Source organism: Mycobacterium sp. 236(2023) (assembly GCF_029623955.1).
Taxonomy (GTDB): Bacteria; Actinomycetota; Actinomycetes; order Mycobacteriales; family Mycobacteriaceae; genus Mycobacterium.
This window is the reverse complement of record NZ_JARSBP010000010.1, coordinates 69,074-92,082: the sequence shown is the minus strand read 5'-3', so window position 1 is coordinate 92,082 and position 23,009 is coordinate 69,074. Positions and strand designations below refer to the sequence as shown.

Sequence of the window (23,009 nt, the reverse complement as noted above, 5' to 3'; positions counted from 1 at the left end):
ATTTCGCGCGCGCTCGGTGGCGCCGAGCGCTCACGGCGAGCCCGCACCGGGCACATCGACCCGCGCCCGCAAGACCTCGCACGTGGACTCGCCATTCGGCAGATCCTCCAGCGTGGTGTGGTCGACCACCATGAAAAGGGTCCGTCCATCAGCCCCGCCGAGCGCCGGTGCCACCGCCCAACCGTCCTCGATCGGCACGCGGTGGGTCACCGTGCCGCCGCGGACAACCCGGAGAAACTCGCCACTGTCATAGCTGCCGATCCAGACCGCCCCTTCGGCGTCGACACACAGGCCGTCGGGGTGGCGTTCGGTCGAAAGCTCGGCGAAAACATCAGGTACGCCCAAACTTCCGTCCGCCTCGACGGGAAATGCGAGGATGCGGGATCCGTTCATCTCGTTGACGAGAAGGGTGGCGCCATCGTCGACGAACCCGAGCCCGTTCGGCACGGCAAGTCCGGCTGCGACGACGCGATGACTGCCACCGGCCTCCACGAGGACAACGTCGCCGGTCAAACCGGACTCGCCGAGGTGATAGAGATCGACATAGGCCCGGCCGTACCCGACGACGAGGTCGTTCGTGGTGAAGCCGTCGTCGCTGAGGTCGACGGTCTCGACGGCGCCGTCGGCCTTGACCCAGTGCACCTTCGACTCGAAGAGCGCGGACACCACGAGTGTTCCGTCGGGTAGCCACCCTAGACCTGAGGGGTGCGGAATCTCGGCTTCGGTTGTGACGTCGCCGGTTTCGCCGACTGAGTAGACCTTGCCTGCGAGGCCGTCGGTGAACCACAGTCGCCCGCCGTGCCACCTCGGGCCCTCGCCGTAGATGAATCCGTCGACGAAGCGCTCCGCCGGCACGCCCTGGACTGTCGTCACAACCGTCAGTGTTCGCCGCAGACGCGGATTATGCGGAGTATCGACCGAACTCGCCTCAGCGCGACGGCGCACTATGCAATGCGGAAGCGTTTCACTCGCGATGTCGCGCCGGAGATCAGCTCGACGTGACTTCGCGGCACGCCGAGATGTTCGGCGAGAATGCGGATGACGGCCGCTGTGGCCTTGCCGTCGACGGCGGGCTCGCGAACGTAGATCGTCAACGAGCCGTCGTCGCCGGTTTGCACCAGCGGGCCCTTAAGGCTCCCTGGCTTCACGCGAACCGAAACAAGTTCAGCCACAGCTCTATTGAACTCCACGAGCGCGCGCAAAATGCCAGTTTCCGCGGCGCGCCGCTGTGCAGACACGCGCGCTCGCGGTGCAAGTCCCGGAACTACTGACTCAGCGGGCGACGACGACCGAAGAGCCGTGGCCGAACAGGCCTTGGTTGGCGGTGACGCCGACGGTGGCGCCTTCGACCTGACGACCGGTCGCCTGACCCTTGAGCTGCCAGGTCAACTCACACACCTGGGCGATCGCCTGGGCCGGGATGGCCTCACCGAAGGACGCGAGCCCACCGGAGGCGTTGACCGGGATCCGGCCGCCGATGGTTGTGGCGCCACTGCGCAGCAGCTGCTCGGCTTCGCCCTTGGCGCACAACCCCAGATGCTCGTACCAGTCGAGCTCCAACGCCGTTGACAGGTCGTAGACCTCCGCCAACGACAGGTCCTCGGGGCCGATGCCCGCTTCGGCGTAGGCGGCATCGAGGATCTGATCCTTGAAGACCCGCGTGGGCGCGTTCACGACGGCCGTGGAATCGGTGGCGATGTCGGGAAGCTCGGGCAGGTGCTGCGGGTACTGCGGCGACTGCAGGCTGATGGCCCGCACCGACGGGACACCCTCGACGGAGCCGAGGTGCTTCTCGGCGAACGACTTCGACGCGACGATCAGCGCGGCCGCACCGTCGGAGGTGGCGCAGATGTCGAGCAGGCGCAGCGGATCGGAGACGACCGGGCTGGCGAGCACGTCTTCGACGGAGGCTTCCTTGCGGTAACGCGCGTACGGGTTGTCCAAGCCATGGCGGGCGTTTTTGACCTTCACATTCGCGAAGTCTTCGAGCGTCGCCCCGTAGAGGTCCATGCGGCGACGCGCCAGCATCGCGAAGTAGACGGTGTTGGTGGCGCCGATCAGGTGGAAGCGCTGCCAGTCGGGGTCGTTCTTGCGTTCGCCGCCGACCGGTGCGAAGAAGCCCTTGGGTGTGGTGTCGGCGCCGATGACGAGCGCGACGTCGCACAGTCCGGCCAGGATCTGGGCGCGGGCACTCTGCAGCGCCTGCGAGCCGCTGGCACACGCCGCGTACGAGGAGGTGACGGGCACGCCGTTCCAGCCGAGCTTCTGCGCGAACGTGGCGCCGGCGACGAAGCCGGGGTAGCCGTTGCGGATGGTGTCGGCGCCGGCGACGAGCTGGACCTGGCGCCAGTCGAGGCCTGCCTCGGCCAGCGCGGCACGGGCGGCGACGACGCCGTACTCGGTGAAGTCGCGTCCCCACTTGCCCCACGGGTGCATGCCGGCACCGAGGATGTAGACGGGCTCAGGGCTCATGCGATTCTCCAGGCGTAGACGATGCGCTCAACGCCGTCGTCATCGACGTAGAGCGGCATGGTGGCCAGTTCCATCTCCATGCCGACCTTGAGGTCGGCGGCCAGGGTGCCCTCGACGACCTTGCCGAGCACGATCAGGCCCTCGTCGGCCAGCTCGACCGCGGCGACCGCGAACGGCTCGAACGGGTCCGGTGACGGATAGGGCGGCGGGGGAGCGTAGCGGTTCTCGGTGTAGCTCCAGAGCGTGCCGCGACGCGACAGCGGCACCTGCGCGAGGTCGTCGCCGTCGCAGCCGGGGTTGGGGCAGTTGTTGGCCCGCGGCGGGAAGACGTAGGTCCCGCACTGGTGGCATTTGCCGCCGATCAGGTACGGATCACCCGACCCATCAGTGGCGAACCACCCGTCAATCGCTGGTTGCACAGAAGCTGACACGCGGTCAGCGTACCGAGTCCATGGCCGAATTCTGAAACGTGTTCCAGTTTTCCCGTAGTTGGGATCGGTAGCAGGCACCCAGGTGTGGACTTGGTCGAAGCCACCCAGGCCAACGACCAAGGAGACAACAATGGGATTCCTCAAGAAAGCCAAAGAAGCCGCACAGCAGACGCAGCAGGCGTTTAACCAGCCGCAGCAGCCGGGAGCCGTGCACGTGCGGGGCGCCGGGCTGATCGATCCGGCGGCGTTCGGCGGGCCCTCGACCCGCTCGGTTGCCACCGACGACCCGATTTGGGAGCCGATCAACGGCATCTCGCTGCAGGACTACGCCGACCTCGCCCGCGACGCGCAGGCACGCGGAATCAACACCGAGGCAGGCATGATCACCCTCGCCCAGGAGCGCGGCTGGAATCCGACCGACGCCAAGGCAGCCCTCGAAGGCTGGGTGCAGCGGATGGGCCAGTCGATGGCGGTCGGCCAGCAGTTCCGCAAGCTGTTGGGCTACTGATGCCGAACCCGTTCAAGGACTGGGCGCGGATATATGGCGCCAACAAGCAATACCTGGAGTCGCAGGGACGTCCGTCCTCGTTCTTCGGCCAGATCGGCGACATCCCCAACCGGATCCACGAGGCCGCGGACGCCTCCGAGATCGGCCTGAAGATGATGCGGCACTCCCAGCTGACGAACGGTGCAGGTCTGCCGGGCACCGTAACCGTCGAGGGCGTCTGGACCGTCGGCTCGTACATGAACATGTCGCCCGTCGTGCGCATCCAGGCGCAGGTGCGCCGCGATGACGGAACACCCTCCTACGGAGCGGTTTTTGACGAAGTCGTCGCCCACATGCACCTCGCACGGGTGCAGCCGGGCGCGGCACTCGCAGTGTACGTCGACCCGCAGAATCCCCACGACATGGCGATCGACTGGATCCGCACGTCTCAAGTGTGAGAATCCGCCGCGTCCAACAGGATCCGCAGCAGGTCCTCGGGGTTGTCCCGCATCAGGTTGTGCTTGCCGTCGAGTTCGTGACAGATCCAGCCCGGATCGTCGCGGACGCGGTCATACGACGCCTGAAGGGGCGACTTTCCCGGCCAGTCCAAGGCGTAGACGAAGACGCGCCGGCGGAACCGGTTCAGGTCACCGGTGAGGCGCAGCGGTTGCAGCACTGTCGCGAGCGGATGCGCAGTGGCCCGCGAATCGAAGAACGGCATCGGTGGGACACCAAATCCGGTCTCATCGACCTTGACGTACCAGGCGCGTTCCTCGTCGTTGACGACGTCCCAGCACGCTTCGCCGTCGCGCAGAACCACGGCGTCGAGGAAGATCAGTGAGTCGACGCGGTCGGCAATCCGGTCGGCGACGCCGGTGATCACCGCGCCGCCGTAACTGTGCCCGACGAGGATCAGGTCGTCACCCGCCTTGTCGTCGTTGTCGATGGCTGCGAGGACGTCGGCGATATGGGTGTCGAGGTTCACTGCGCCGGGCATCAGGTGTGACCGCTCGGCCACGCCGGTCAGCGTGATCGCCAGGACGTGGTGCCCGGCGGCGCGCAGTGAGGTGGCGAGGTCGTCGAAACACCATGCGCCGTGGCACATTCCGGGGATCAAGACATAGGTGCTCATCAGCTGCTCCTTGCTGTGTCGGTGCGGTAGGTGGCGGTGACGCGGGCGATGTCGTCGGGACTCTTCGTGCCTGCGGCGTGCAACTTCCGGTTCGCGGCGATGACCTCGGCGGTTTCGGGCCGACGCTGCGCCTCGTAGGAGCGCAGTCCGTGGCGTGGGTCGCGGTGCAGTTCGTCGGCCAGGACCCGGGCGTCGACGATGGCCTGGGACGCACCGTTGGCGCCGACCGGGTACATCGGGTGGGCGGCGTCGCCGAGCAGCGTCACGGCGTCGTTGCCCCAGCGCGGCAGGACGTCGCGGTCGACCATCGGGTACTCGAACACGGCGTCACTGAGGTGGGGGAGTCTGGCTGCGTCGAGCCAGTCGAGATCCCAGTCTGCGACGTAGGACGCGACCAGGCCGGGATCGGCCGCTTCGTTCCACCCGACGTCGCCGGGGAGCGGCCCGGGTGCGCCGTCGTCGACCTGAAGAACCCAGTTCACCAGACCGCCGCCGATCGGGTACGTGACGAGGTCGACGCCGTTTCCGCCCTGGACGATGGCCATCGTCAGGCCGTCCAGGAACGGCTGCATGCGCGCGGCGCCGCGATACATTCGCACGCCGGACCACAGCAGCGGGTCGGGTCCGGGGTGAAGTTGGGCCCGGACGACGGAATTGACGCCGTCGGCGCCGACAAGGATGTCGGCGTGGTGGTCACCGTCGGCGGTATGGGCGGTGACGCCGTCGCCGGACGGCGTGAACCGGGTCAGGCCGGCGCCGGCGCGGAGGGCGGAGGGGCCGAGCCGCTCGGTCACCGCCTCGACGAGCATCGCGTGCAGGCAGCCGCGGTGCACCGAACGTTGGGGATGCGAATACCCCCCTGCGATTCCTCGTGGCTCGCGAAACAGGTGCTCGCCGCGACTGTCGTAGTACGAAATCGCTTTCGGGGCAACCGATATCGACTCCAGTTGCCGGCCGAATCCGAGGCTGTCGAGCTCGCGAACCGCGTGCGGCAGCAGGTTGATGCCCACCCCGAGCGGCTTGAGGGTCGTCGCCTTATCGAGGACAGTCACCTCGATGCCGCGTTGATGGAGCGCCAGCGCGGCGGTGAGTCCACCGATTCCGGCACCGGCGATCATCACAGTCGGTGTTGTTGTCATGACTCCCACCCTGCGAAAGACACTTGCATAAGTCCAATACCGTCTGAGTCTGCTTTCGATAAGCTTTGCTTATGGAGCTACGTCAGCTCGAATATTTCGTGGCGGTGGTGGAGGAACGCAGCTTCACCAGGGCTGCCGAGCGCGAACACGTCGCGCAACCCGCCGTCAGCGCGCAGATCCGACGCCTCGAACGGCAGGTGGGGCAGCCGTTGCTGACGAGATCGAGTCGCGATGTCCAGCTGACGCAGGCCGGCGCGGCTCTGCTGCCGCACGCCAAGGCGGCACTGTCGGCGGTGCGCTCCGCTCAGGCGGCCGTGGACGAGGTGTCGAACCTCGTTCGCGGATCGGTATCGATCGGCACCGTGACCCTTCACCCGGTGGACGTCGCGGGCCTGATCGCCGGCTTCCACGCCGACCATCCCGCCGTCGAGGTCACGCTCGGCGCTGACAATTCTGACGTGCTGCTCGCCAAACTGGACGACGGCCGCCTCGACGCCGCGATCGTGTCGATCGGCATCGACGAAGAACCCGCGGGGCTGGAGTTCGAGGTGATCACCGATGAGGCGCTCGAAGCCACCGTCGCCACCCAGCATCCGCTCGCCCGCCGGAAAGTGGTGTCGCTGCAGAAGCTCTGCGACTACCCGCTGATTTCGCTTCCTGTCGGCACCGGTCTTCGATCCCGGCTCGACAATGCCTGTGCCACGGCAGGTTTGCGTCCCCGCATCGCGTTCGAGGCGACCAGTCCGGCCGAGCTCGCCGAGCTGGCGCGTCACGGGTTGGGTGTCGCGATCGTGCCGCAATCGATGACCCGCAGGGGTGACCTGCACGCATTGCGGTTGTCGCCCGAGCTTCGGGGAAGGCTGGTGTGGGCGTGGCGCAGTGACAACACAGAACCAGCGGCGCGCCTCCTCAGCGAGCGGGCACGGCAGATGATCAGATCAGGTCGCCAGGCGTGATTGCGTGACCGCCCGCCCAGGGTGGTCACGCTGTCGGACCGACTGCCTAGAGTGAACTCCGTGAGCCCTGCCAAGACCGCATCGGAGACCGACACCAAGCCGACCCTGATGCTGCTGGACGGCAACTCGCTGGCGTTTCGTGCGTTCTACGCGCTGCCGGCCGAGAACTTCAAGACCCAGGGCGGGCTGACCACCAACGCTGTCTACGGCTTCACGGCCATGCTGATCAACCTGATCCGCGACGAGCAACCCAGCCACATCGCCGCCGCGTTCGACGTGTCCCGTCAGACGTTCCGCAAGGAGAAGTACCCGGAGTACAAGGAAGGCCGTTCGGCGACACCCGACGAGTTCCGCGGTCAGATCGACATCACCAAGGAGGTGCTCGGGGCGCTGGGCATCACCGTGCTCGCCGAGGCCGGCTTCGAAGCCGACGACATCATCGCCACACTTGCGACGCAGGCCGAGGCCGAAGGGCACCGGGTTCTGGTCGTGACCGGTGACCGCGATGCGCTGCAACTGGTCAGCGACGACGTCACCGTGCTGTATCCGCGCAAGGGGGTCAGCGAGCTGACGCGATTCACGCCCGAGGCCGTCCAGGAGAAGTACGGGCTCACACCGACCCAGTACCCGGACTTCGCGGCGCTGCGCGGCGACCCGAGCGACAACCTGCCCGGAATTCCGGGAGTCGGGGAGAAGACAGCAACCAAGTGGATCGCCGAATACGGGTCACTGCAGTCGTTGGTCGACAACGTCGACAAGGTTAAGGGCAAAGTGGGCGACGCGCTGCGCGCACACCTGTCGGGCGTGCTGCTCAACCGGCAGCTGACTGAGCTCGTGAAGGACGTCCCGCTGGCGCAGACTCCGGACACCTTGCGGATGCAGCCATGGGATCGCGACCACATCCACCGGCTCTTCGACGACCTCGAGTTCCGGGTACTCCGCGACCGGCTGTTCGACACGCTGGCTTCGGCCGACCCGGAGGTGGAGGAAGGGTTCGACGTCCGCGGTGGGGCTCTGGAGGCCGGCACGTTGTCGGCGTGGCTGGCCGAACACAGCCACGGCCGGCGCTTCGGTGTGGCCGTCGTCGGCAATCACCTCGCTTTCGACAGTGACGCCACGGCCATCGCGATCGTCTCGCCCGATGGCGACGGCAGGTACATCGACACCACCAGCCTCGATCCCGAGGACGAGGCGGCGTTGTCGTCGTGGCTGGCCGACGACGCCGTGCCGAAGGCCCTGCACGAAGCCAAGCTCGCCAAACATGACCTGCTCGGTCGCGGATGGACGCTCAACGGCGTCACTTCGGACACCGCGCTGGCCGCCTATCTGGTGCGGCCGGGGCAGCGCAGCTTCTCGCTCGATGACCTCTCCCTGCGCTATCTGAAGCGCGAGCTGCGAGCCGATAACCCTGAGCAGCAACAACTTTCCCTGCTCGATGACGGCGAGGGCGTTGACGAACAGGCCGTACAGACACTGCTGCTGCGCGCCAGCGCGGTGATGGATCTGGCCGACGCGCTCGATGAGGAGCTGGCCCGCATCGACTCGTCCGCGCTGCTGGGCAGTATGGAGCTGCCGGTCCAGCGGGCACTGGCCGAGGCGGAGACCGCGGGCATTGCCGTCGACCTGGACCTGCTCACCGAGTTGCAGAGTGAGTTCGCCGGCCAGATCCGCGACGCGGCCGAGGCGGCCTATGCCGTGATCGGCAAGCAGATCAACCTCGGGTCACCCAAGCAGCTGCAGGTCGTCCTGTTCGACGAGCTCGAGATGCCGAAGACCAAGCGCACCAAGACCGGTTACACCACCGATGCCGATGCTCTCCAATCGCTGTTCGACAAAACGGGGCATCCGTTCCTGCAGCACCTGCTGACTCACCGCGACGCGACGCGGCTGAAGGTCACCGTCGACGGACTGCTGAACGCGGTCGCCTCCGATGGACGCATCCACACGACGTTCAACCAGACGATCGCGGCGACGGGCCGCCTGTCGTCCACCGAGCCGAACCTGCAGAACATTCCGATCCGCACCGAAGCGGGACGCCGTATCCGCGACGGCTTCGTCGTCGGCAAGGGTTTCTCCGAGTTGATGACGGCCGACTACAGCCAGATCGAGATGCGCATCATGGCCCATCTGTCGCACGACGAGGGCCTTATCGAAGCGTTCAACACCGGCGAGGATCTGCATTCGTTCGTCGCATCGCGGGCGTTCTCGGTGCCGATCGACGAGGTCACCGCCGAGCTGCGGCGTCGCGTCAAGGCCATGTCCTACGGATTGGCCTACGGGCTCAGCGCCTACGGTCTGTCCCAGCAGCTCAAGATCTCGACCGAAGAAGCCAAAGAGCAGATGGAGCAGTATTTCGCCCGGTTCGGCGGCGTGCGTGACTACCTGCGGGACGTGGTGGATCAGGCCCGCAAAGACGGTTACACGTCGACGGTGTTCGGACGCCGGCGCTACCTGCCCGAGCTCGACAGCAGCAACCGGCAGGTGCGCGAGGCGGCAGAGCGGGCGGCGCTCAACGCGCCGATCCAGGGGAGCGCCGCCGACATCATCAAGGTCGCGATGATCAACGTCGACCAGGCCATCAAGGACGCCGGGCTCTCGTCGCGCACCCTGCTGCAGGTACACGACGAATTGCTGTTCGAGGTGGCCGACGGGGAACGCGAAACCCTCGATGCGTTGGTCCGCGAGCACATGGGCAGCGCCTACGCGCTTGATGTGCCGCTCGAAGTCTCTGTCGGCTATGGGCGCAGTTGGGACTCCGCCGCGCACTGAGCGACCGCGGATCTCCGTCATTCTTCTCTTGACGCTGCCGCACGCCGGGTGTGACTATGTATGTCGTCATACAGATTCGAATTGGTGAAAGGTCGAACAAATGCCGCTCTACGAATGTGCAACCACCGAAGGGGCGCTCACTGACGAGCAGCGGGCCGAGATTGCTGACGGCATCACCCGCGCGCACGTCGACATCACCGGCGCTCCATTCGAATTCGTCCACGTAGCGTTCCCGGAGCTGCCAGCGGGCCGCACGTTCACCGGAGGTAAACCCGCGTCTCCGATCCTGATCCGCGGCAATATCCGCGCGGGCCGTACCGACGAAGTCCGTCATGAGCTGATGCGCCGAATCTACGAAATTGTGTCGACAGTGACAGGAATCGAGCCCACGAGATTGCTCGTGGCGGTGGCCGACTTCCCGCCGAACTGGGCGATGGAAGCCGGGATGATCTTGCCGGCGACGACACCGGAGGCCGAACAGGAGTTCATCGCCAAACTGCGCTCCGCAGACGCCGGCGCGGTGGTCGGCGCCTAGTGCCCGACGACACCGCGGGAACCGATGCCCGCACCCGGATGCTTCGCAGCGCCGCGCAACTCCAGCGGTCCACCGGGGTTGTCGGAACAGGTTTTTCGGACATCATCGCCCACAGCGGCGCCCCCCGCGGCTCCATCTATTACCACTTCCCCGAAGGGCGCACGCAACTCGCTGCCGAGGCCACCACCTACGCTGCCGAAGAGATGGCTGATGTCGTCCGGGCGATCATGGTCCGGGGCACGCTCCACGATGCCCTCGACAGCTTCGTCGGGATGTGGATCGCGATGATGCGTGACGGCGAGTACCACCTGGGCTGCGCCGTCGCCGCAGCAGCCGTCGAATCACGGTCCGCACCCGGATTGCGCCGGGCGGCGAACGACGGCTTTGAGCTGTGGATCGAGATACTCATCGATGCCATGGTCGACAGGGGGTTGAAGGAACCCGCCGCGCGCGATCTTGCGGTGGCGATTCTCGCCGGCATCGAGGGCGCCATTATTTTGGCACGGGCATCCGGCGGGCCTGAACCTCTAGAGAGCATTGGACGGTCGCTGCATCAATTGATCGACCTGGCACTGACGAAAGGCACGTGACTTTGGCTGAGCATCCTTTCGACGACGCCATCCGCCTCGACACCATCGAACCAGGCCGGGTACGCGGCAAGACCAGCGCCGAGTGGGCCAACATGGTGGGTCCGTTCGGCGGGATGACGGCCGCGCTGTTGCTGCGGGCCATCGAAATCCATCCCGACCGCATCGGCGACCCCGTCGCCCTCACGGTGAACTTCACGGCGCCCGTCGCCGACGGAGAGTTCGACATCACAGCGTCCGTCGTCCGTACCAATCGGTCGAACCAGCACTGGATGGTCGAGCTTTCGGAGGACGGCACGGTCGTCACGAATGCCACCGCGGTCTTCGGGCTGCGCCGCGATACGTGGTCGGACACCGAACGGCTCCGGCCCGCTGTGCCGGAGCCCGACGAGATCGAGCCATCGGGGTTGCCGCCGATGGTCGTCTGGGCGCGCAACTACGACATGCGCTTCGTCGACGGGCCCATCCCCGGCAAGGGTGCCGACCCGGCCGCGTCGTCGACCACCACGCTGTGGGCGCGGGACCGCGTCGGCCGCCCCCTGGATTTCCCGGCACTGGCGGCCGTCAGCGACATCTTCTATCCGCGCGTCTTCCTCAGGCGTGGCGCGCCGGTGCCTGCCGGCACGATCTCACTCACGACGTACTTCCACGCCGGCGTCGAGGAACTCACTACTGCGGGCGGCGATTTCGTGCTGTGCCAGGCGCACGCCAACCGATTCTCCCGTGGCTACTTCGACCAGTCCGCCGAGATCTGGAGCCGCACCGGCGAACTACTCGTCACCACGCACCAGCTGGTCTACTTCAAGACCTAGCGGCAGGCGGGATCGGGGAGCGGTACCCGGCCATCTGCTGCAGGGCCGGCGACTCGGCCCTGGCGGCGTACACCGCGTAGGCCTCCTCGTTGAGCAGCGCCGTGACGCGCGGGTCGCCGAAGCCGCGGTCGATCCGGTCACGCACGAACGCCAGCTCGATGACCTGATGTGCGAACCGCTTCACCGTTTTGGCGGCGTCCTTGCCGCCGAACCGGGTGGCCTCCGCGATCGCCTGCTTGCGGGCCGGCAGCGAGCTCAACCAGGTGGCCTCGTTCGGGGTGACGATGTTGGCGGCCACCATGCCGGGCAGTTTCTCGGCCACGATGCGCTGTTCCTGGCGTCGGCTCCGCACGGCCAGCACGATCGCCAGCGCGAAGACCGGCATCATCCAGAACACGTAGGTGCCGAAGTACGCGCCGGTGCCCAGCAATGACGACCCGTTCCACATCGCGTGCAACACGACGGCACCGAGATAACCGAGCAGGATGCAGCCGGCCTTGGCCGACGCGCTCCGCTTCTGTAGGGCGAACCAGACACCGAGCGCGAACATGGTCGTGAACAGGGAGTGCGCGAACGGCCCCATGATCAGCCGCAGCGCCGCGGTGAACAGCGACTCGGCCAGCGACTCCCCGTTGGCGATGTAGAGGATGTCTTCCAGCCAGGCGAAACCGGCGCCGACGAGCCCCGCGTACACCAGGCAGTCGGTCAGCGAATTCAGCTCGTTGCGGCGCGCACCGGTCATCATCAGCAGCAGGAACAGGCCCTTGGCGGCCTCTTCGGTCACCGGCGCGCCCACGACCAGCGTGAACGCGCTGACCCCCGTCTCGGCGGCATCCACCGCGGGATTGAGCCACGCGTCCAGGACGATCTGCAGGATCGCGGAGATGACGACCGCCACCGACGTACCCCAGATGAAAGCGAAGATCAGCAGTCGGGGCGGCTCCGGTTCCCACCGGTCGAGCCAGAGGTAGGCCAGGATGACGACGGCCATCGCAATGCTCGACAACACGAACCCGACGGCAGCCCCGACCGGGTTCGCCAAGGTCAGCACGATGACGATCAGCCCTGCGAGTGTCCCCAGGCCGATGAGCACGCCCAACGGCGCTCCGACCTTGCGGATTCGACGCGCAAAAGGTGCGCCGTACTGTTGAAATTGGTGTGGCCCCCCGGGAGCGCCTGCAATAGACACGAGTGCAGGTTAACCGCTGCGGGGAGGTGGGTTTGTCCTGCATGGACCCAGTCGAGTAGCCTTGACGCGTATCTGTGTGCGCCATTCGCAGGTACAGCCAACAAAACAATTTCTGTCCCTACGATTAAACCTGTCCGGAGCAACCCACCACATGCCAAGTCCCTCCGTCACGTCTCCGCAAGTAGCCCTCAACGACATCGGCTCCGCGGAAGATTTTCTCGCCGCCATCGACAAGACCATCAAATACTTCAACGATGGCGACATCGTCGAAGGGACCATCGTCAAGGTTGACCGCGACGAAGTCTTGCTCGACATCGGCTACAAGACTGAAGGCGTCATCCCTTCCCGCGAGCTCTCCATCAAGCACGACGTCGACCCCAATGAGGTTGTGTCCGTCGGCGACGAGGTCGAAGCTCTCGTTCTCACCAAAGAGGACAAAGAAGGCCGCCTGATCCTGTCCAAGAAGCGCGCTCAGTACGAGCGCGCCTGGGGCACCATCGAAGAGCTCAAGGAGAAGGACGAGGCCGTCAAGGGCACCGTCATCGAGGTCGTCAAGGGCGGCCTGATCCTCGACATCGGCCTGCGCGGCTTCCTGCCCGCGTCGCTGGTCGAGATGCGTCGCGTCCGCGATCTGCAGCCGTACATCGGCAAGGAGATCGAGGCCAAGATCATCGAGCTCGACAAGAACCGCAACAACGTAGTGCTGTCGCGCCGCGCCTGGCTGGAGCAGACCCAGTCCGAGGTGCGCAGCGAGTTCCTCAACCAGCTCACCAAGGGCGCCATCCGCAAGGGTGTCGTGTCCTCGATCGTCAACTTCGGCGCCTTCGTCGATCTCGGCGGCGTCGACGGCCTGGTGCACGTCTCCGAGCTGTCCTGGAAGCACATCGATCACCCGTCCGAGGTGGTTCAGGTGGGCGACGAGGTCACCGTCGAGGTGCTCGACGTCGACATGGATCGCGAGCGGGTTTCGTTGTCGCTCAAGGCGACTCAGGAAGATCCGTGGCGTCACTTCGCCCGTACCCACGCGATCGGTCAGATCGTGCCGGGCAAGGTCACCAAGCTCGTCCCGTTCGGTGCGTTCGTTCGCGTCGAAGAGGGCATCGAGGGCCTGGTGCACATCTCCGAGCTGTCCGAGCGCCACGTCGAGGTCCCGGACCAGGTTGTCCAGGTCGGCGACGACGCGATGGTCAAGGTCATCGACATCGACCTGGAGCGTCGCCGGATCTCGCTGAGCCTCAAGCAGGCCAACGAGGACTACTCCGACGAGTTCGAGGCCTGGAAGTACGGCATGGCCGACAGCTACGACGACCAGGGCAACTACATCTTCCCCGAGGGCTTCGACGCCGACACCAACGAGTGGCTCGAAGGCTTCGAGAAGCAGCGTGACGAGTGGGAGGCCCGGTACGCCGAGGCCGAGCGTCGCCACAAGATGCACACCGCCCAGATGGAGAAGTTCGCCGCTGCCGAGGCCGCCGAGGCTGCCAAGCCGGCGGGTAGCAACGGTGCGTCGTCGAGTTCCGAGGCGCCGTCGAGTGGTGGATCGCTGGCCAGCGATGCCCAGCTTGCCGCGCTGCGCGAGAAGCTCGCGGGCAACGCCTAGCAGTTCGTAGAACGGACGCCCCGACCCCTTTGGGTCGGGGCGTTCGTCGTTCAAGCCTCCTGACAGACTGTGGCCGTGCTGCGCATTGGATTGACCGGAGGAATCGGGGCGGGCAAGTCGACGGTGTCGTCGACGTTCAGTCAGCTCGGTGGCATCGTCGTCGACGGCGACGTCATCGCCCGCGAAGTCGTCGAACCGGGGACCCCGGGCTTGGCGAGCCTCGTGGGGGCGTTCGGCGAGGAGATCCTGTCGCCTGACGGCGCACTGAACCGGCCGGCCTTGGCCGCGATTGCGTTCAGCGACGACGAAAAGCGCAAGACATTGAACAGCATCGTGCATCCTCTTGTGGGACAGCGCCGTTCGGAGCTCATCGACGCGGCTGCCGACGACGCCGTGATCGTCGAGGACATCCCGTTGCTGGTCGAATCGCAGATGGCCCCGATGTTCCCGCTGGTGATCGTCGTCAACGCCGATCCTGACCTGCGGGTCAAGCGGCTCATCGAATACCGGAACTTCTCCGAGGACGATGCGCGGGCCCGCATCGCAGCCCAGGCCACCGAGGAAGAGCGCCGGGCAGTCGCCGACATCTGGCTCGACAACTCGGGCAGTTCAGAGGAGTTGGTCGAGGAGGCTCGGGCGTTGTGGCACGACCGGATCCAGCCGTTCGCCGACAACATCACGGCGGGGGAGCCCGCCCGCTCTGCGCCCCGGCTGGTTCCGTCCGACCCTGAATGGCCGGCCGAGGCGCAACGCATCCTCGCTCGGTTACGCACCGCGTGCGGGCATCGCGCGTCGCGCATCGACCACATCGGGTCCACCGCGATCCCCGGGATGGACGCCAAGGACGTCATCGACATCCAGGTCACCGTCGCCTCGCTGGACGTCGCCGACGAGCTGACCGAGCCGCTGCTGGCAGCCGGATACGTCCGGTCCCCGTATATCGAGGACACCGCCCACACCGACGATCGCGAGCGCTGGCAGAAGCGGCTGTTCTGCTCGGCGGACCCCGGACGACCCACCAACGTGCACGTGCGTGTCGACGGCTGGCCGGGACAGCAATTCGCGCTGCTGTTCGTCGACTGGGTGAGTGCCAATCCCGATGTGGCGACCGAGTATCTCGACCTCAAACGGCGGGTGGCCCAGCAGAACCATGCGACGATGGCGGACTATGCCGAGGCGAAGGAGCCGTGGTTTGTCGACGCGTATCGGCGAGCGTGGCAGTGGGCGGACACCACTGGGTGGCGGCCCGCCTAAGCGGGCGGTGTGACCGGCAGGGGTTCGACGGGCTGGTCTGGCGGGAGCGCCGCCGGATCGGCAGGAGTCGGGTTGGCGACCCCGGCAACCGGCGCCTCGCACGTCAGCGCACCGTAGTCGGGATCTTCGCGCTGGGGCAGCACCCGCGGCGCGATGAAGTCGTCCGCCTGGGCGACCAGTGCGTCGTCGATCAGGATCTCGCAGTGCAGATTCGCCGAGTACGGCCATTCGATCGACACCCGCATGTTCGCGATCCCCGACGCCGGCAGTACGGCCATTGCCTCGAAGACGCGACCCGGCACCATCGTCGGCTCCGCGAACAGGATCTGATCTCCCTCGGCCTTGTAGGTGATCGTCGCGCCGCGCGATACCCCGTCGACGCGGGCGCGGTAGGTGATGTTGTGCAGCAACTCGGGCGCTTGGGTCTCGACCTCCGGCTGAGGTTCGGGCTGGGCCAGCGCGGTGGCAGGAAACACCTGCATACTCGCCAGAGCAACCACCGCAGCACTGATCGCCGCGCCGGCGGTCCGCGTTCGTCTACTCGCGCTCACATGGGGAGTCTATGCGTCGCGCCATGTCAGGACCATGCCTTTACCTGCAAGCCAGCGGTTGAGGTCGTAACCGTGCCTGGCGAGACCGTCGACTGTGGCGGTCGCGATCCGGATAGCGCGTTCTCCCGCATCGGCACTCAGGACGCCCGTCGAGACGGCCTCCAGCAACTCGTCTATATCGGCTAACTGCACGTCGCGGCCGGTGCGGACGACCAAGTCGAGGTAATGGTCGACACCGTGCCAGCGGTCGCCGTCGGTGGTGTACTCGCCCACGTCGAGGTAGAAGTCCTGGTCGCGCTCGTGGCCTGGAGTGAAATGGAACACCGTCGCGCGTAGGTGCAGTGACGGCAGCAGCCACGACTCGATGTAGTGGAACTGTGCGCGCCCGGGCGTCGGCCGGGCCATGTAGAGCCCCCACGGATGGACCGTGTACACGTCGACCGCACGAACGATGCCTTTCGGATCGGTGTTGGTACGTGCCGTGACGTCGAAGATCTCGTGCTTGGGTGGGTGGATGCGCTCAGAATAAGGCCTCGCGGAACAGAAGATGTCGGCGTTGGGTTCTACCCTGGTGAACATGGCTTTCGCGACTGAGTATCCGGTGGTTGCGCACTCGGAGTACCGCCCTGTGGACGAGGTGGTGCGCTCCGGTGCGCGCTTTGAGGTGGTCAGCGAGTACGAGCCCGCTGGGGACCAGCCCGCCGCCATCGACGAGCTGGAGCGCCGTATCCGCGAGGGTGAGCGCGACGTGGTGCTGTTGGGTGCCACCGGTACGGGCAAGTCCGCGACCACCGCATGGCTGATCGAACGTCTCCAACGGCCGACGCTGGTGATGGCGCCGAACAAGACGCTCGCCGCACAGCTCGCCAACGAGCTTCGAGAGATGTTGCCCAACAACGCCGTCGAGTACTTCGTCTCGTACTACGACTATTACCAGCCCGAGGCGTACATCGCGCAGACGGACACCTACATCGAGAAGGACAGCTCGATCAATGACGACGTGGAGCGGCTCCGGCACTCCGCGACGTCGAATCTGCTGTCCCGCCGCGACGTCGTGGTGGTCGCATCGGTGTCGTGCATCTACGGCCTCGGCACGCCGCAGTCCTACATGGATCGCTCCGTGGAGCTCAAGGTCGGCGACGAGGTGCCCCGCGACGGGCTGCTGAGGCTGCTGGTCGACGTGCAGTACACGCGCAACGACATGTCGTTCACGCGGGGGACGTTCCGGGTGCGCGGCGACACCGTCGAGATCATCCCGGCCTACGAGGAACTCGCCATCCGGATCGAGTACTTCGGCGACGAGGTCGAGGCGCTCTACTACCTGCATCCGCTGACCGGCGACGTTATCCGGCAGGTCGACTCGCTGCGGATCTTCCCCGCCACCCACTACGTGGCGGGGCCCGAGCGGATGGCGCACGCGATCTCGACCATCGAGGCCGAGCTCGAGGAGCGGCTGGCTGAACTCGAGGGGCAGGGCAAGCTGCTGGAGGCGCAGCGGCTGCGGATGCGCACCAACTACGACGTCGAGATGATGCGCCAAGTCGGGTTCTGCTCCGGCATCGAGAACTATTCGCGGCACATCGACGGCCGTGGTGCGGGTACGGCGCCCGCCACGCTGATCGACTACTTCCCGGAGGACTTCCTTCTGGTCATCGACGAGTCGCATGTCACCGTGCCGCAGATCGGCGGTATGTACGAAGGTGACATGTCGCGCAAGCGGAACCTCGTCGATTTCGGTTTCCGGTTGCCCTCGGCCGTCGACAACCGACCGCTGACATGGGAGGAGTTCGCCGACCGCATCGGCCAGACGGTCTACCTGTCGGCGACGCCGGGGAACTTCGAAATGGCGCAGAGCGGAGGCGAATTCGTCGAGCAGGTGATCCGCCCCACCGGGCTGGTCGACCCGCAGGTCATCGTCAAGCCGACGAAGGGTCAGATCGACGACCTGATCGGCGAGATCCGCACGCGCACCGAACGTGACGAGCGTGTTCTGGTGACGACGCTGACGAAGAAGATGGCCGAGGACCTCACCGACTATCTGCTGGAGATGGGGATCCGGGTCCGGTATCTGCACTCCGAGGTCGACACGTTGCGCCGTGTCGAGCTGCTGCGCCAGCTGCGGTTGGGGGAGTACGACGTGCTCATCGGCATCAACCTGCTCCGCGAGGGCCTCGACCTTCCTGAGGTGTCCCTGGTGGCAATCCTCGACGCCGACAAGGAAGGGTTCCTGCGGTCCCCGCGAAGCCTGATCCAGACCATCGGCCGCGCGGCGCGCAACGTCTCCGGCGAGGTGCACATGTACGCCGACAAGATCACGGACTCGATGAAGCAGGCGATCGACGAGACCGAACGCCGCCGCGCCAAGCAGATCGCCTACAACGTGGAAAACGGGATCGACCCGAAACCGCTGCGCAAGAAGATCGCCGACATCCTCGACCAGGTGTACCGCGAGGCCGACGACACCGAGGCCGTCGAGGTGGGCGGGTCGGGCCGCAACGCCTCGCGCGGCAGGCGCGCCCAGGGTGAGCCGGGCCGTGCGGTCAGCGCGGGCGTCTTCGAGGGCCGGGACACCAAGAACATGCCACGCGCGGAACTGGCCGACCTGATCAAGGATCTGACGGCTCAGATGATGGCGGCGGCACGCGATCTACAGTTCGAGTTGGCCGCTCGGATCCGCGACGAGATCCAGGACTTGAAGAAGGAACTCCGTGGCATGGATGCCGCCGGGCTCAAATAACTTGATCTCAACCGCTGTTGAGGTCCTACGGTCGTCGTCGTGACCGACGCAGGAACCGACAGCACGAGCATCGCGACCGGTACGTGGCGGGAGCTCCTCGGCCCGAGGAACCTCGGTGCTTCTCTGGTGCTCGCCGGTGGTGTGGCCCTGTACGCGACCAACGAATTCTTGACGATCAGCCTGATGCCCAGCGCCGTCGCCGAGATCGGCGGCCAGCGGTTCTACGCGTGGGTGACGACGGTCTATCTCGTCGGGTCGGTGATGGCGGCGACCACCGTGCATTCCGTGCTGATGCGGCTGGGCCCGCGCTGGGCTTACCTGTTGGGTCTCAGCGTTTTCGGGCTGGGCAGTCTCGGGTGTGCTGTGGCGCCGTCAATGGAGGTGATGCTCGTCGGCCGGACGATTCAGGGGGCGGCCGGCGGAATGCTCGCCGGACTCGGCTACGCGGTCATCAACACGGCGCTGCCGAGCAACTTGTGGACGAAAGCGTCGGCATTGGTATCGGCGATGTGGGGTGTCGGCACGTTGGTCGGTCCCGCCGCCGGCGGCCTCTTCGCTCAATATGGTTCGTGGCGTTGGGCTTTCGGAGTCCTGGTGGTGATGACCACGGCAATGTCGGTGCTCGTTCCGTTGGCTTTGCCTGCACGCAACGAGGCTGAACATCTCGACGACGGGCCCGCTCAGCGGATCCGGATCCCGATCTGGTCGCTGCTGCTCCTCGGCGCGGCCGCCCTGCTGGTGAGCATCGCGGGCATTCCGCATGACGCGCGGGCGACGGCGGCTCTGGTCGCCGCCGGTTTCGTCCTCGTCGGGATCTTCGTCGTCGTGGACCGGCGCGCGAAAGCATCTGTGTTGCCGCCCAGTGCCTTCGGTACGGGCCCGCTGAAGTGGATCTACCTCACGTTGGGCGCGCTGATGGCCGCCACGATGGTCGACATGTATGTCCCGCTGTTCGGCCAGCGACTCGCACATCTGACGCCGGTGGCTGCGGGCTTTCTCGGGGCGGGCCTGGCGATCGGTTGGACGACGGCCGAGATCACCAGTGCGTCGCTGAGCCGGGAACGGGTGATCGTGCGTACGGTCGCGGTAGCACCCTTGGTGATGGCGACGGGACTGGCCGTCGGCGCGCTCACCATGCACGACAATGCCTCGTGGGTGCTCGTCGCGGTGTGGGCGGTGGGAATGTTCGTCACGGGAGCCGGTGTCGGTATGGCGTGGCCGCACCTGTCGGCGTGGGCGATGAGCAAGGTGGACGATCCCGCCGAGGGGCCGGCTGCGGCAGCGGCGATCAACACCGTGCAGGTGATCTCCGCGGCGTTCGGGGCGGCGTTGGCCGGGGTGGTCGTCAACGTCACGGACACCGGGGGAGCCACGGCCGCCCGAGTCCTGTTCGCCACGTTCGCCGTGTTCGCGGCCTCGGCTGCGGTGGCGTCGTTCCGGGCCGGGCGACCCGTCCGCTCGGGATAACGATCAGCGCGAGCGCAACCCTGTGCCGTGCCGCCGCCGTTTGACAGCCTTCTTTGTAGTGCGGGTGTGGCTGAGTGGCTAGGCACCGGCCTGCAAAGCCGTCTACACGGGTTCGAATCCCGTCACTCGCTCGCACAGTTGCGCTGCGCGCGTGCATTACTTTACCAACCGGATGGTAAAGTAACGCGCGTGCCGACAGCTGTTCAGCGCGGACGTCCGTCGTCTGCGACGTCGATCCTCGACACCGCCCGAGCCTTGCTCGACAACGGAGCGACCGTCTCGCTCGATTCTGTCGCCCAGGCCGCCGGTCTCACGAAACCCGGTCTGATGTACCACTTTCCGACGAAGTCGGCTCTGATGGACGCTCTCGTCGACCACGTCGTCGACTCCCAAGAGGCCGAACTGTCGACGTATCTCGACGTGCCTGTCGAGCAGGCATCTGCCCGTCAGCGCCTCGGTGCGTACGTCCGGTGGTCACTGCAGAGTCCGCACCGCCCCTCCGACCTGGTGATGCTCAGCGATCCGAAACTCTCCGACCGCATGCTGGCCCGATGGACCACGCGGTTTCAGCGCTGGGTGCAGGTCCCCGCGGATGTCTCCGAAGTCGAGCAGGCGCGCCTGCACGCCGCGCGCCTGCTCGCCGACGGCGTCTGGCTGGCTGACTCCTCCAACACCTTCCCGTTGAGCAAGGCCGAACGGCCGCAAGTTCTTTCGGTCGCTCTGGAATTGCTGGGGGAGAAGTGATGACGTGGATCTTGCTGTTGCTCGCCATCTCCAGCGAGGTGGCAGCGACACTGTCGCTCAAGGGTTCGTCGACCGTGTCGGCTCTCTATGTCGTCGTGGTCCTGGGCTACCTGGCGTCGTTCGTCTTTCTGGCTCTCGTGCTCAGAAGAGGCATGGGACTCGGTGTGGCATATGGCATCTGGGGAGCAACCGGGGTGGCCCTGACGGCCGTCCTCTCTGCCGTGATCTTCGGCGAGGCCCTGACCGTCGTCATGGTGGCCGGCCTCATCTGCATCATCGGCGGCGTCGTCCTCGTCGAGACCGGTTCCCACGTGGACTCCGAATGATCCAGTACCTCTTGCTGATCGCAGCGATCGTCTGCGAGGTCAGTGGCACGCTCGCCCTCCGGGTCGCCGCCCGCGGTCGCACGTCCTTCTATGCGATCGTCGTCGTCGGCTACGTCGTCGCGTTCACTCTCCTGTGGGCGTCACTGCGGCACGGGATGCCGCTGGGAATCGCCTACGGAATATGGGCCGCCGCCGGAGTAGCACTCACAGCGCTGTTCTCGCGGTTGCTGTTCGACGAACCGCTGACCCGGAAAATGCTCGGCGGAATCGCACTGATCGTCGTCGGGGTACTCCTCGTCGAAATCGGCGCGGCGCACTGACCGGCCGCGGAGGATTATCCACACGCAGGCGCCAATACACATTTTGTCTCAACACAGATCGGCATCTGTTCGATCACCGTTGCGTCGCGGCATGGTTCAACTTTGCTAGGCATGTGTCAAATTTGTCAGGTGTTCGCACGCCAGGTGGCCCGTGTCCTAGTCGTAGCGGTGGTGACAGCCTGGGCTCTGTCGTTTTCCACCGCCACCGCCCCCGTTGCTGAAGCTGCGGAATGCCCTCACGTCGAGGTGGTGTTCGCGCGCGGAACGGCCGACTCGCCGGGAATCGGATTCGTGGGAAGGCAGTTCGTCACGGCGCTGAAGAAGAAGCTGCCCGGCAAGACCGTCGCCGTGTATGCGGTGAACTATCCGGCGAACTGGAACTTCTCGAAATCCACCAGCCAGGGCGCCCTCGACGCCAACAAACAGGTCCAGTACATCGCCGGCACATGCCCGAAGACCAAAATCGTGCTCGGTGGAATGTCGCAGGGCGCGGGCGTGATCGACCTGATCACCATCGGCAAACGCACGATCTGGTTCTTCACGCCGGCGCCGTTGCCCGACACCATGGTCAACCATGTCACCGCGATCGCCGTGTTCGGCAACCCATCCCGTGACATCTCGACGCTCGGCCCGCTGACGAAAATCAGCCCGCTGTACGGCAGCAAGGCGATCGACCTGTGCGCGGAAGGCGACCCGTACTGCTCGAAAGGCAACAACTTCTTCGCCCACTTCGCCTATCCGTGGAACGGAATGGTGAATGAAGCAGCCACCTTCGCGGCCGGCAAGGTCCTCGGAACGCTGAGCTGACCCCGCTTCAACTCGAGGCGACGGCGATTCTTCTTGGCACAGTGCGCGATTCCGCGTTGTGTACCCGCCATCACGTCGCGGTGCTCAACGTGACGCTGCCATCGCGTCAGAGCGCCGATCCTGGGCGAATGCAACCTGTGTGTGGTGAATCGCATACATGTTCGGCTCTGAGCGGGTTACTGTCTCGAATGGCGTTGCAACCGACCCTGGGAGGAATTTGATGACCGGCTATCAGACGGTGGTGGTTGGTACGGACGGATCTGATTCGTCGCTGCGTGCCGTGGACCGCGCCGGTCAGATCGCTGCAGGCGCGCACGCGAGGCTCATCGTGGCGACGGCGTACTTCCCGCAGAGCGAGGATGCGCGAGCTGCTGATGTGCTCAAGGACGAGGGCTACAAGATGTCGGGCAACGCGCCGATCTACGCGATCCTGCGCGAGGCCAAGGACCGTGCGAAGGAAGCAGGGGCCGAGAACATCGAGGAGAAGGCTGTCGTCGGTGCACCCGTCGACGCCCTCGTCGACTTGGCCGAAGAGGTGAACGCCGATCTGCTCGTCGTCGGCAACGTCGGTCTGAGCACGATCGCCGGCCGCCTGCTGGGCTCCGTGCCCGCGAATGTCGCACGTCGGTCCAAGACCGACGTGCTCATCGTGCACACGTCCTGACGGAGCGCTCGAAAGACCGAAGACCACGAA

The 23,009-nt window shown here is 65.9% G+C and carries 25 protein-coding genes and 1 tRNA gene; 17 read left to right on the top strand and 9 right to left on the bottom strand.

Annotation, left to right across the window (positions count from 1 at the left end; all coding sequences use genetic code 11):
• Positions 1-30: 30 nt before the first annotated feature.
• The 4 genes from P9A17_RS29700 to P9A17_RS29685 all read right to left on the bottom strand — a co-directional run bounded on the left by P9A17_RS29700 (position 31) and on the right by P9A17_RS29685 (position 2,903).
• Entirely contained in the window at positions 31-873 is an 843-nt protein-coding gene (locus P9A17_RS29700) for an SMP-30/gluconolactonase/LRE family protein (RefSeq protein WP_278042367.1), read from the bottom strand.
• 71 nt (positions 874-944) lie between these two features.
• Entirely contained in the window at positions 945-1,172 is a 228-nt protein-coding gene (locus P9A17_RS29695; RefSeq protein ID WP_278042366.1) for a DUF167 domain-containing protein, read from the bottom strand.
• Positions 1,173-1,272: 100 nt separating this feature from the next.
• Positions 1,273-2,472, bottom strand: coding sequence for a lipid-transfer protein (locus P9A17_RS29690; protein WP_278042365.1), 1,200 nt, complete (start codon positions 2,470-2,472; stop codon positions 1,273-1,275).
• Entirely contained in the window at positions 2,469-2,903 is a 435-nt protein-coding gene (locus tag P9A17_RS29685) for an OB-fold domain-containing protein (protein ID WP_278042364.1), read from the bottom strand. Before P9A17_RS29685 ends, P9A17_RS29690 begins: the two co-directional genes overlap by 4 nt.
• A gap of 130 nt (positions 2,904-3,033) precedes the next feature.
• Between P9A17_RS29685 and P9A17_RS29680 the strand changes: the two genes are divergently transcribed.
• Both P9A17_RS29680 and P9A17_RS29675 read left to right on the top strand, forming a co-directional pair.
• Entirely contained in the window at positions 3,034-3,411 is a 378-nt protein-coding gene (locus tag P9A17_RS29680) for a hypothetical protein (RefSeq protein ID WP_278042363.1), read from the top strand.
• Positions 3,411-3,848, top strand: a complete 438-nt coding sequence (locus P9A17_RS29675; RefSeq protein ID WP_278042362.1) for a hypothetical protein — start codon at positions 3,411-3,413, stop codon at positions 3,846-3,848. The genes P9A17_RS29680 and P9A17_RS29675 overlap by 1 nt, the downstream gene beginning before the upstream one ends.
• Here P9A17_RS29675 and P9A17_RS29670 read toward each other — a convergent pair.
• Positions 3,839-4,522 (bottom strand): alpha/beta fold hydrolase, encoded by a 684-nt coding sequence (locus P9A17_RS29670; protein ID WP_278042361.1) that lies wholly within the window; start codon positions 4,520-4,522, stop codon positions 3,839-3,841. The two genes, P9A17_RS29675 and P9A17_RS29670, sit on opposite strands and share 10 nt — an antisense overlap.
• Complete coding sequence (locus P9A17_RS29665; protein ID WP_278042360.1) at positions 4,522-5,661, bottom strand: FAD-dependent monooxygenase; 1,140 nt, start codon at positions 5,659-5,661, stop codon at positions 4,522-4,524. Before P9A17_RS29665 ends, P9A17_RS29670 begins: the two co-directional genes overlap by 1 nt.
• A gap of 71 nt (positions 5,662-5,732) precedes the next feature.
• On the opposite strand from P9A17_RS29665, the gene P9A17_RS29660 reads away from it, so the two are divergent.
• The 5 genes from P9A17_RS29660 to P9A17_RS29640 all read left to right on the top strand — a co-directional run bounded on the left by P9A17_RS29660 (position 5,733) and on the right by P9A17_RS29640 (position 11,320).
• Positions 5,733-6,617, top strand: a complete 885-nt coding sequence (locus tag P9A17_RS29660) for a LysR family transcriptional regulator (protein WP_278042359.1) — start codon at positions 5,733-5,735, stop codon at positions 6,615-6,617.
• Between the two features lie 108 nt (positions 6,618-6,725).
• On the top strand, positions 6,726-9,386 hold the full coding sequence (gene polA, locus P9A17_RS29655) for a DNA polymerase I (RefSeq protein ID WP_278042486.1): 2,661 nt from the start codon (positions 6,726-6,728) through the stop codon (positions 9,384-9,386).
• A gap of 100 nt (positions 9,387-9,486) precedes the next feature.
• Positions 9,487-9,921 carry a tautomerase family protein gene (locus P9A17_RS29650; protein WP_278042358.1) on the top strand — a complete coding sequence of 145 codons (435 nt, stop codon included), beginning with the start codon at positions 9,487-9,489 and terminating at the stop codon, positions 9,919-9,921.
• Positions 9,921-10,511, top strand: coding sequence for a TetR/AcrR family transcriptional regulator (locus tag P9A17_RS29645; protein WP_278042357.1), 591 nt, complete (start codon positions 9,921-9,923; stop codon positions 10,509-10,511). The genes P9A17_RS29650 and P9A17_RS29645 overlap by 1 nt, the downstream gene beginning before the upstream one ends.
• A gap of 2 nt (positions 10,512-10,513) precedes the next feature.
• Entirely contained in the window at positions 10,514-11,320 is an 807-nt protein-coding gene (locus P9A17_RS29640) for a thioesterase family protein (RefSeq protein WP_278042485.1), read from the top strand.
• Here P9A17_RS29640 and P9A17_RS29635 read toward each other — a convergent pair.
• Positions 11,310-12,509 carry a PrsW family intramembrane metalloprotease gene (locus P9A17_RS29635; RefSeq protein ID WP_278042356.1) on the bottom strand — a complete coding sequence of 400 codons (1,200 nt, stop codon included), beginning with the start codon at positions 12,507-12,509 and terminating at the stop codon, positions 11,310-11,312. The two genes, P9A17_RS29640 and P9A17_RS29635, sit on opposite strands and share 11 nt — an antisense overlap.
• Before the next feature lie 151 nt (positions 12,510-12,660).
• On the opposite strand from P9A17_RS29635, the gene rpsA reads away from it, so the two are divergent.
• Both rpsA and coaE read left to right on the top strand, forming a co-directional pair.
• The gene (rpsA, locus tag P9A17_RS29630) at positions 12,661-14,109 is read left to right on the top strand and encodes a 30S ribosomal protein S1 (RefSeq protein ID WP_278042355.1); all 1,449 of its coding nucleotides are present in this window, start codon (positions 12,661-12,663) and stop codon (positions 14,107-14,109) included.
• A gap of 75 nt (positions 14,110-14,184) precedes the next feature.
• Positions 14,185-15,363 carry a dephospho-CoA kinase gene (gene coaE, locus P9A17_RS29625; RefSeq protein WP_278042354.1) on the top strand — a complete coding sequence of 393 codons (1,179 nt, stop codon included), beginning with the start codon at positions 14,185-14,187 and terminating at the stop codon, positions 15,361-15,363.
• Here coaE and P9A17_RS29620 read toward each other — a convergent pair.
• Both P9A17_RS29620 and P9A17_RS29615 read right to left on the bottom strand, forming a co-directional pair.
• Positions 15,360-15,914 (bottom strand): hypothetical protein, encoded by a 555-nt coding sequence (locus tag P9A17_RS29620; RefSeq protein ID WP_278042353.1) that lies wholly within the window; start codon positions 15,912-15,914, stop codon positions 15,360-15,362. The genes coaE and P9A17_RS29620 overlap by 4 nt on opposite strands.
• A 9-nt stretch (positions 15,915-15,923) precedes the next feature.
• Entirely contained in the window at positions 15,924-16,430 is a 507-nt protein-coding gene (locus tag P9A17_RS29615; RefSeq protein WP_278042484.1) for a DUF402 domain-containing protein, read from the bottom strand.
• Between the two features lie 61 nt (positions 16,431-16,491).
• Here P9A17_RS29615 and uvrB point away from each other — a divergent pair, with 61 nt between their 5' ends.
• The 8 genes from uvrB (at position 16,492) to P9A17_RS29575 (ending at position 22,979) form a co-directional block, all read left to right on the top strand.
• Positions 16,492-18,651 (top strand): excinuclease ABC subunit UvrB, encoded by a 2,160-nt coding sequence (gene uvrB, locus P9A17_RS29610; RefSeq protein ID WP_278042352.1) that lies wholly within the window; start codon positions 16,492-16,494, stop codon positions 18,649-18,651.
• A 39-nt stretch (positions 18,652-18,690) separates the two neighbouring features.
• Positions 18,691-20,118, top strand: a complete 1,428-nt coding sequence (locus P9A17_RS29605; RefSeq protein ID WP_278042351.1) for an MFS transporter — start codon at positions 18,691-18,693, stop codon at positions 20,116-20,118.
• A gap of 60 nt (positions 20,119-20,178) precedes the next feature.
• Positions 20,179-20,249, top strand: a tRNA-Cys gene (locus P9A17_RS29600).
• Positions 20,250-20,307: 58 nt separating this feature from the next.
• Positions 20,308-20,862: a TetR/AcrR family transcriptional regulator gene (locus P9A17_RS29595; protein ID WP_278042350.1), complete on the top strand. Its 555-nt coding sequence runs from the start codon at positions 20,308-20,310 to the stop codon at positions 20,860-20,862.
• A complete protein-coding gene (locus P9A17_RS29590) occupies positions 20,862-21,188 on the top strand; it encodes an SMR family transporter (RefSeq protein WP_278042349.1) in 327 nt (108 codons plus the stop codon). The genes P9A17_RS29595 and P9A17_RS29590 overlap by 1 nt, the downstream gene beginning before the upstream one ends.
• Positions 21,185-21,508, top strand: coding sequence for an SMR family transporter (locus P9A17_RS29585; protein ID WP_278042348.1), 324 nt, complete (start codon positions 21,185-21,187; stop codon positions 21,506-21,508). The genes P9A17_RS29590 and P9A17_RS29585 overlap by 4 nt, the downstream gene beginning before the upstream one ends.
• A 171-nt stretch (positions 21,509-21,679) precedes the next feature.
• Positions 21,680-22,315, top strand: a complete 636-nt coding sequence (locus P9A17_RS29580; RefSeq protein ID WP_278042347.1) for a cutinase family protein — start codon at positions 21,680-21,682, stop codon at positions 22,313-22,315.
• Between the two features lie 220 nt (positions 22,316-22,535).
• On the top strand, positions 22,536-22,979 hold the full coding sequence (locus P9A17_RS29575; RefSeq protein ID WP_278042346.1) for a universal stress protein: 444 nt from the start codon (positions 22,536-22,538) through the stop codon (positions 22,977-22,979).
• The last annotated feature ends 30 nt before the right edge of the window (positions 22,980-23,009 follow it).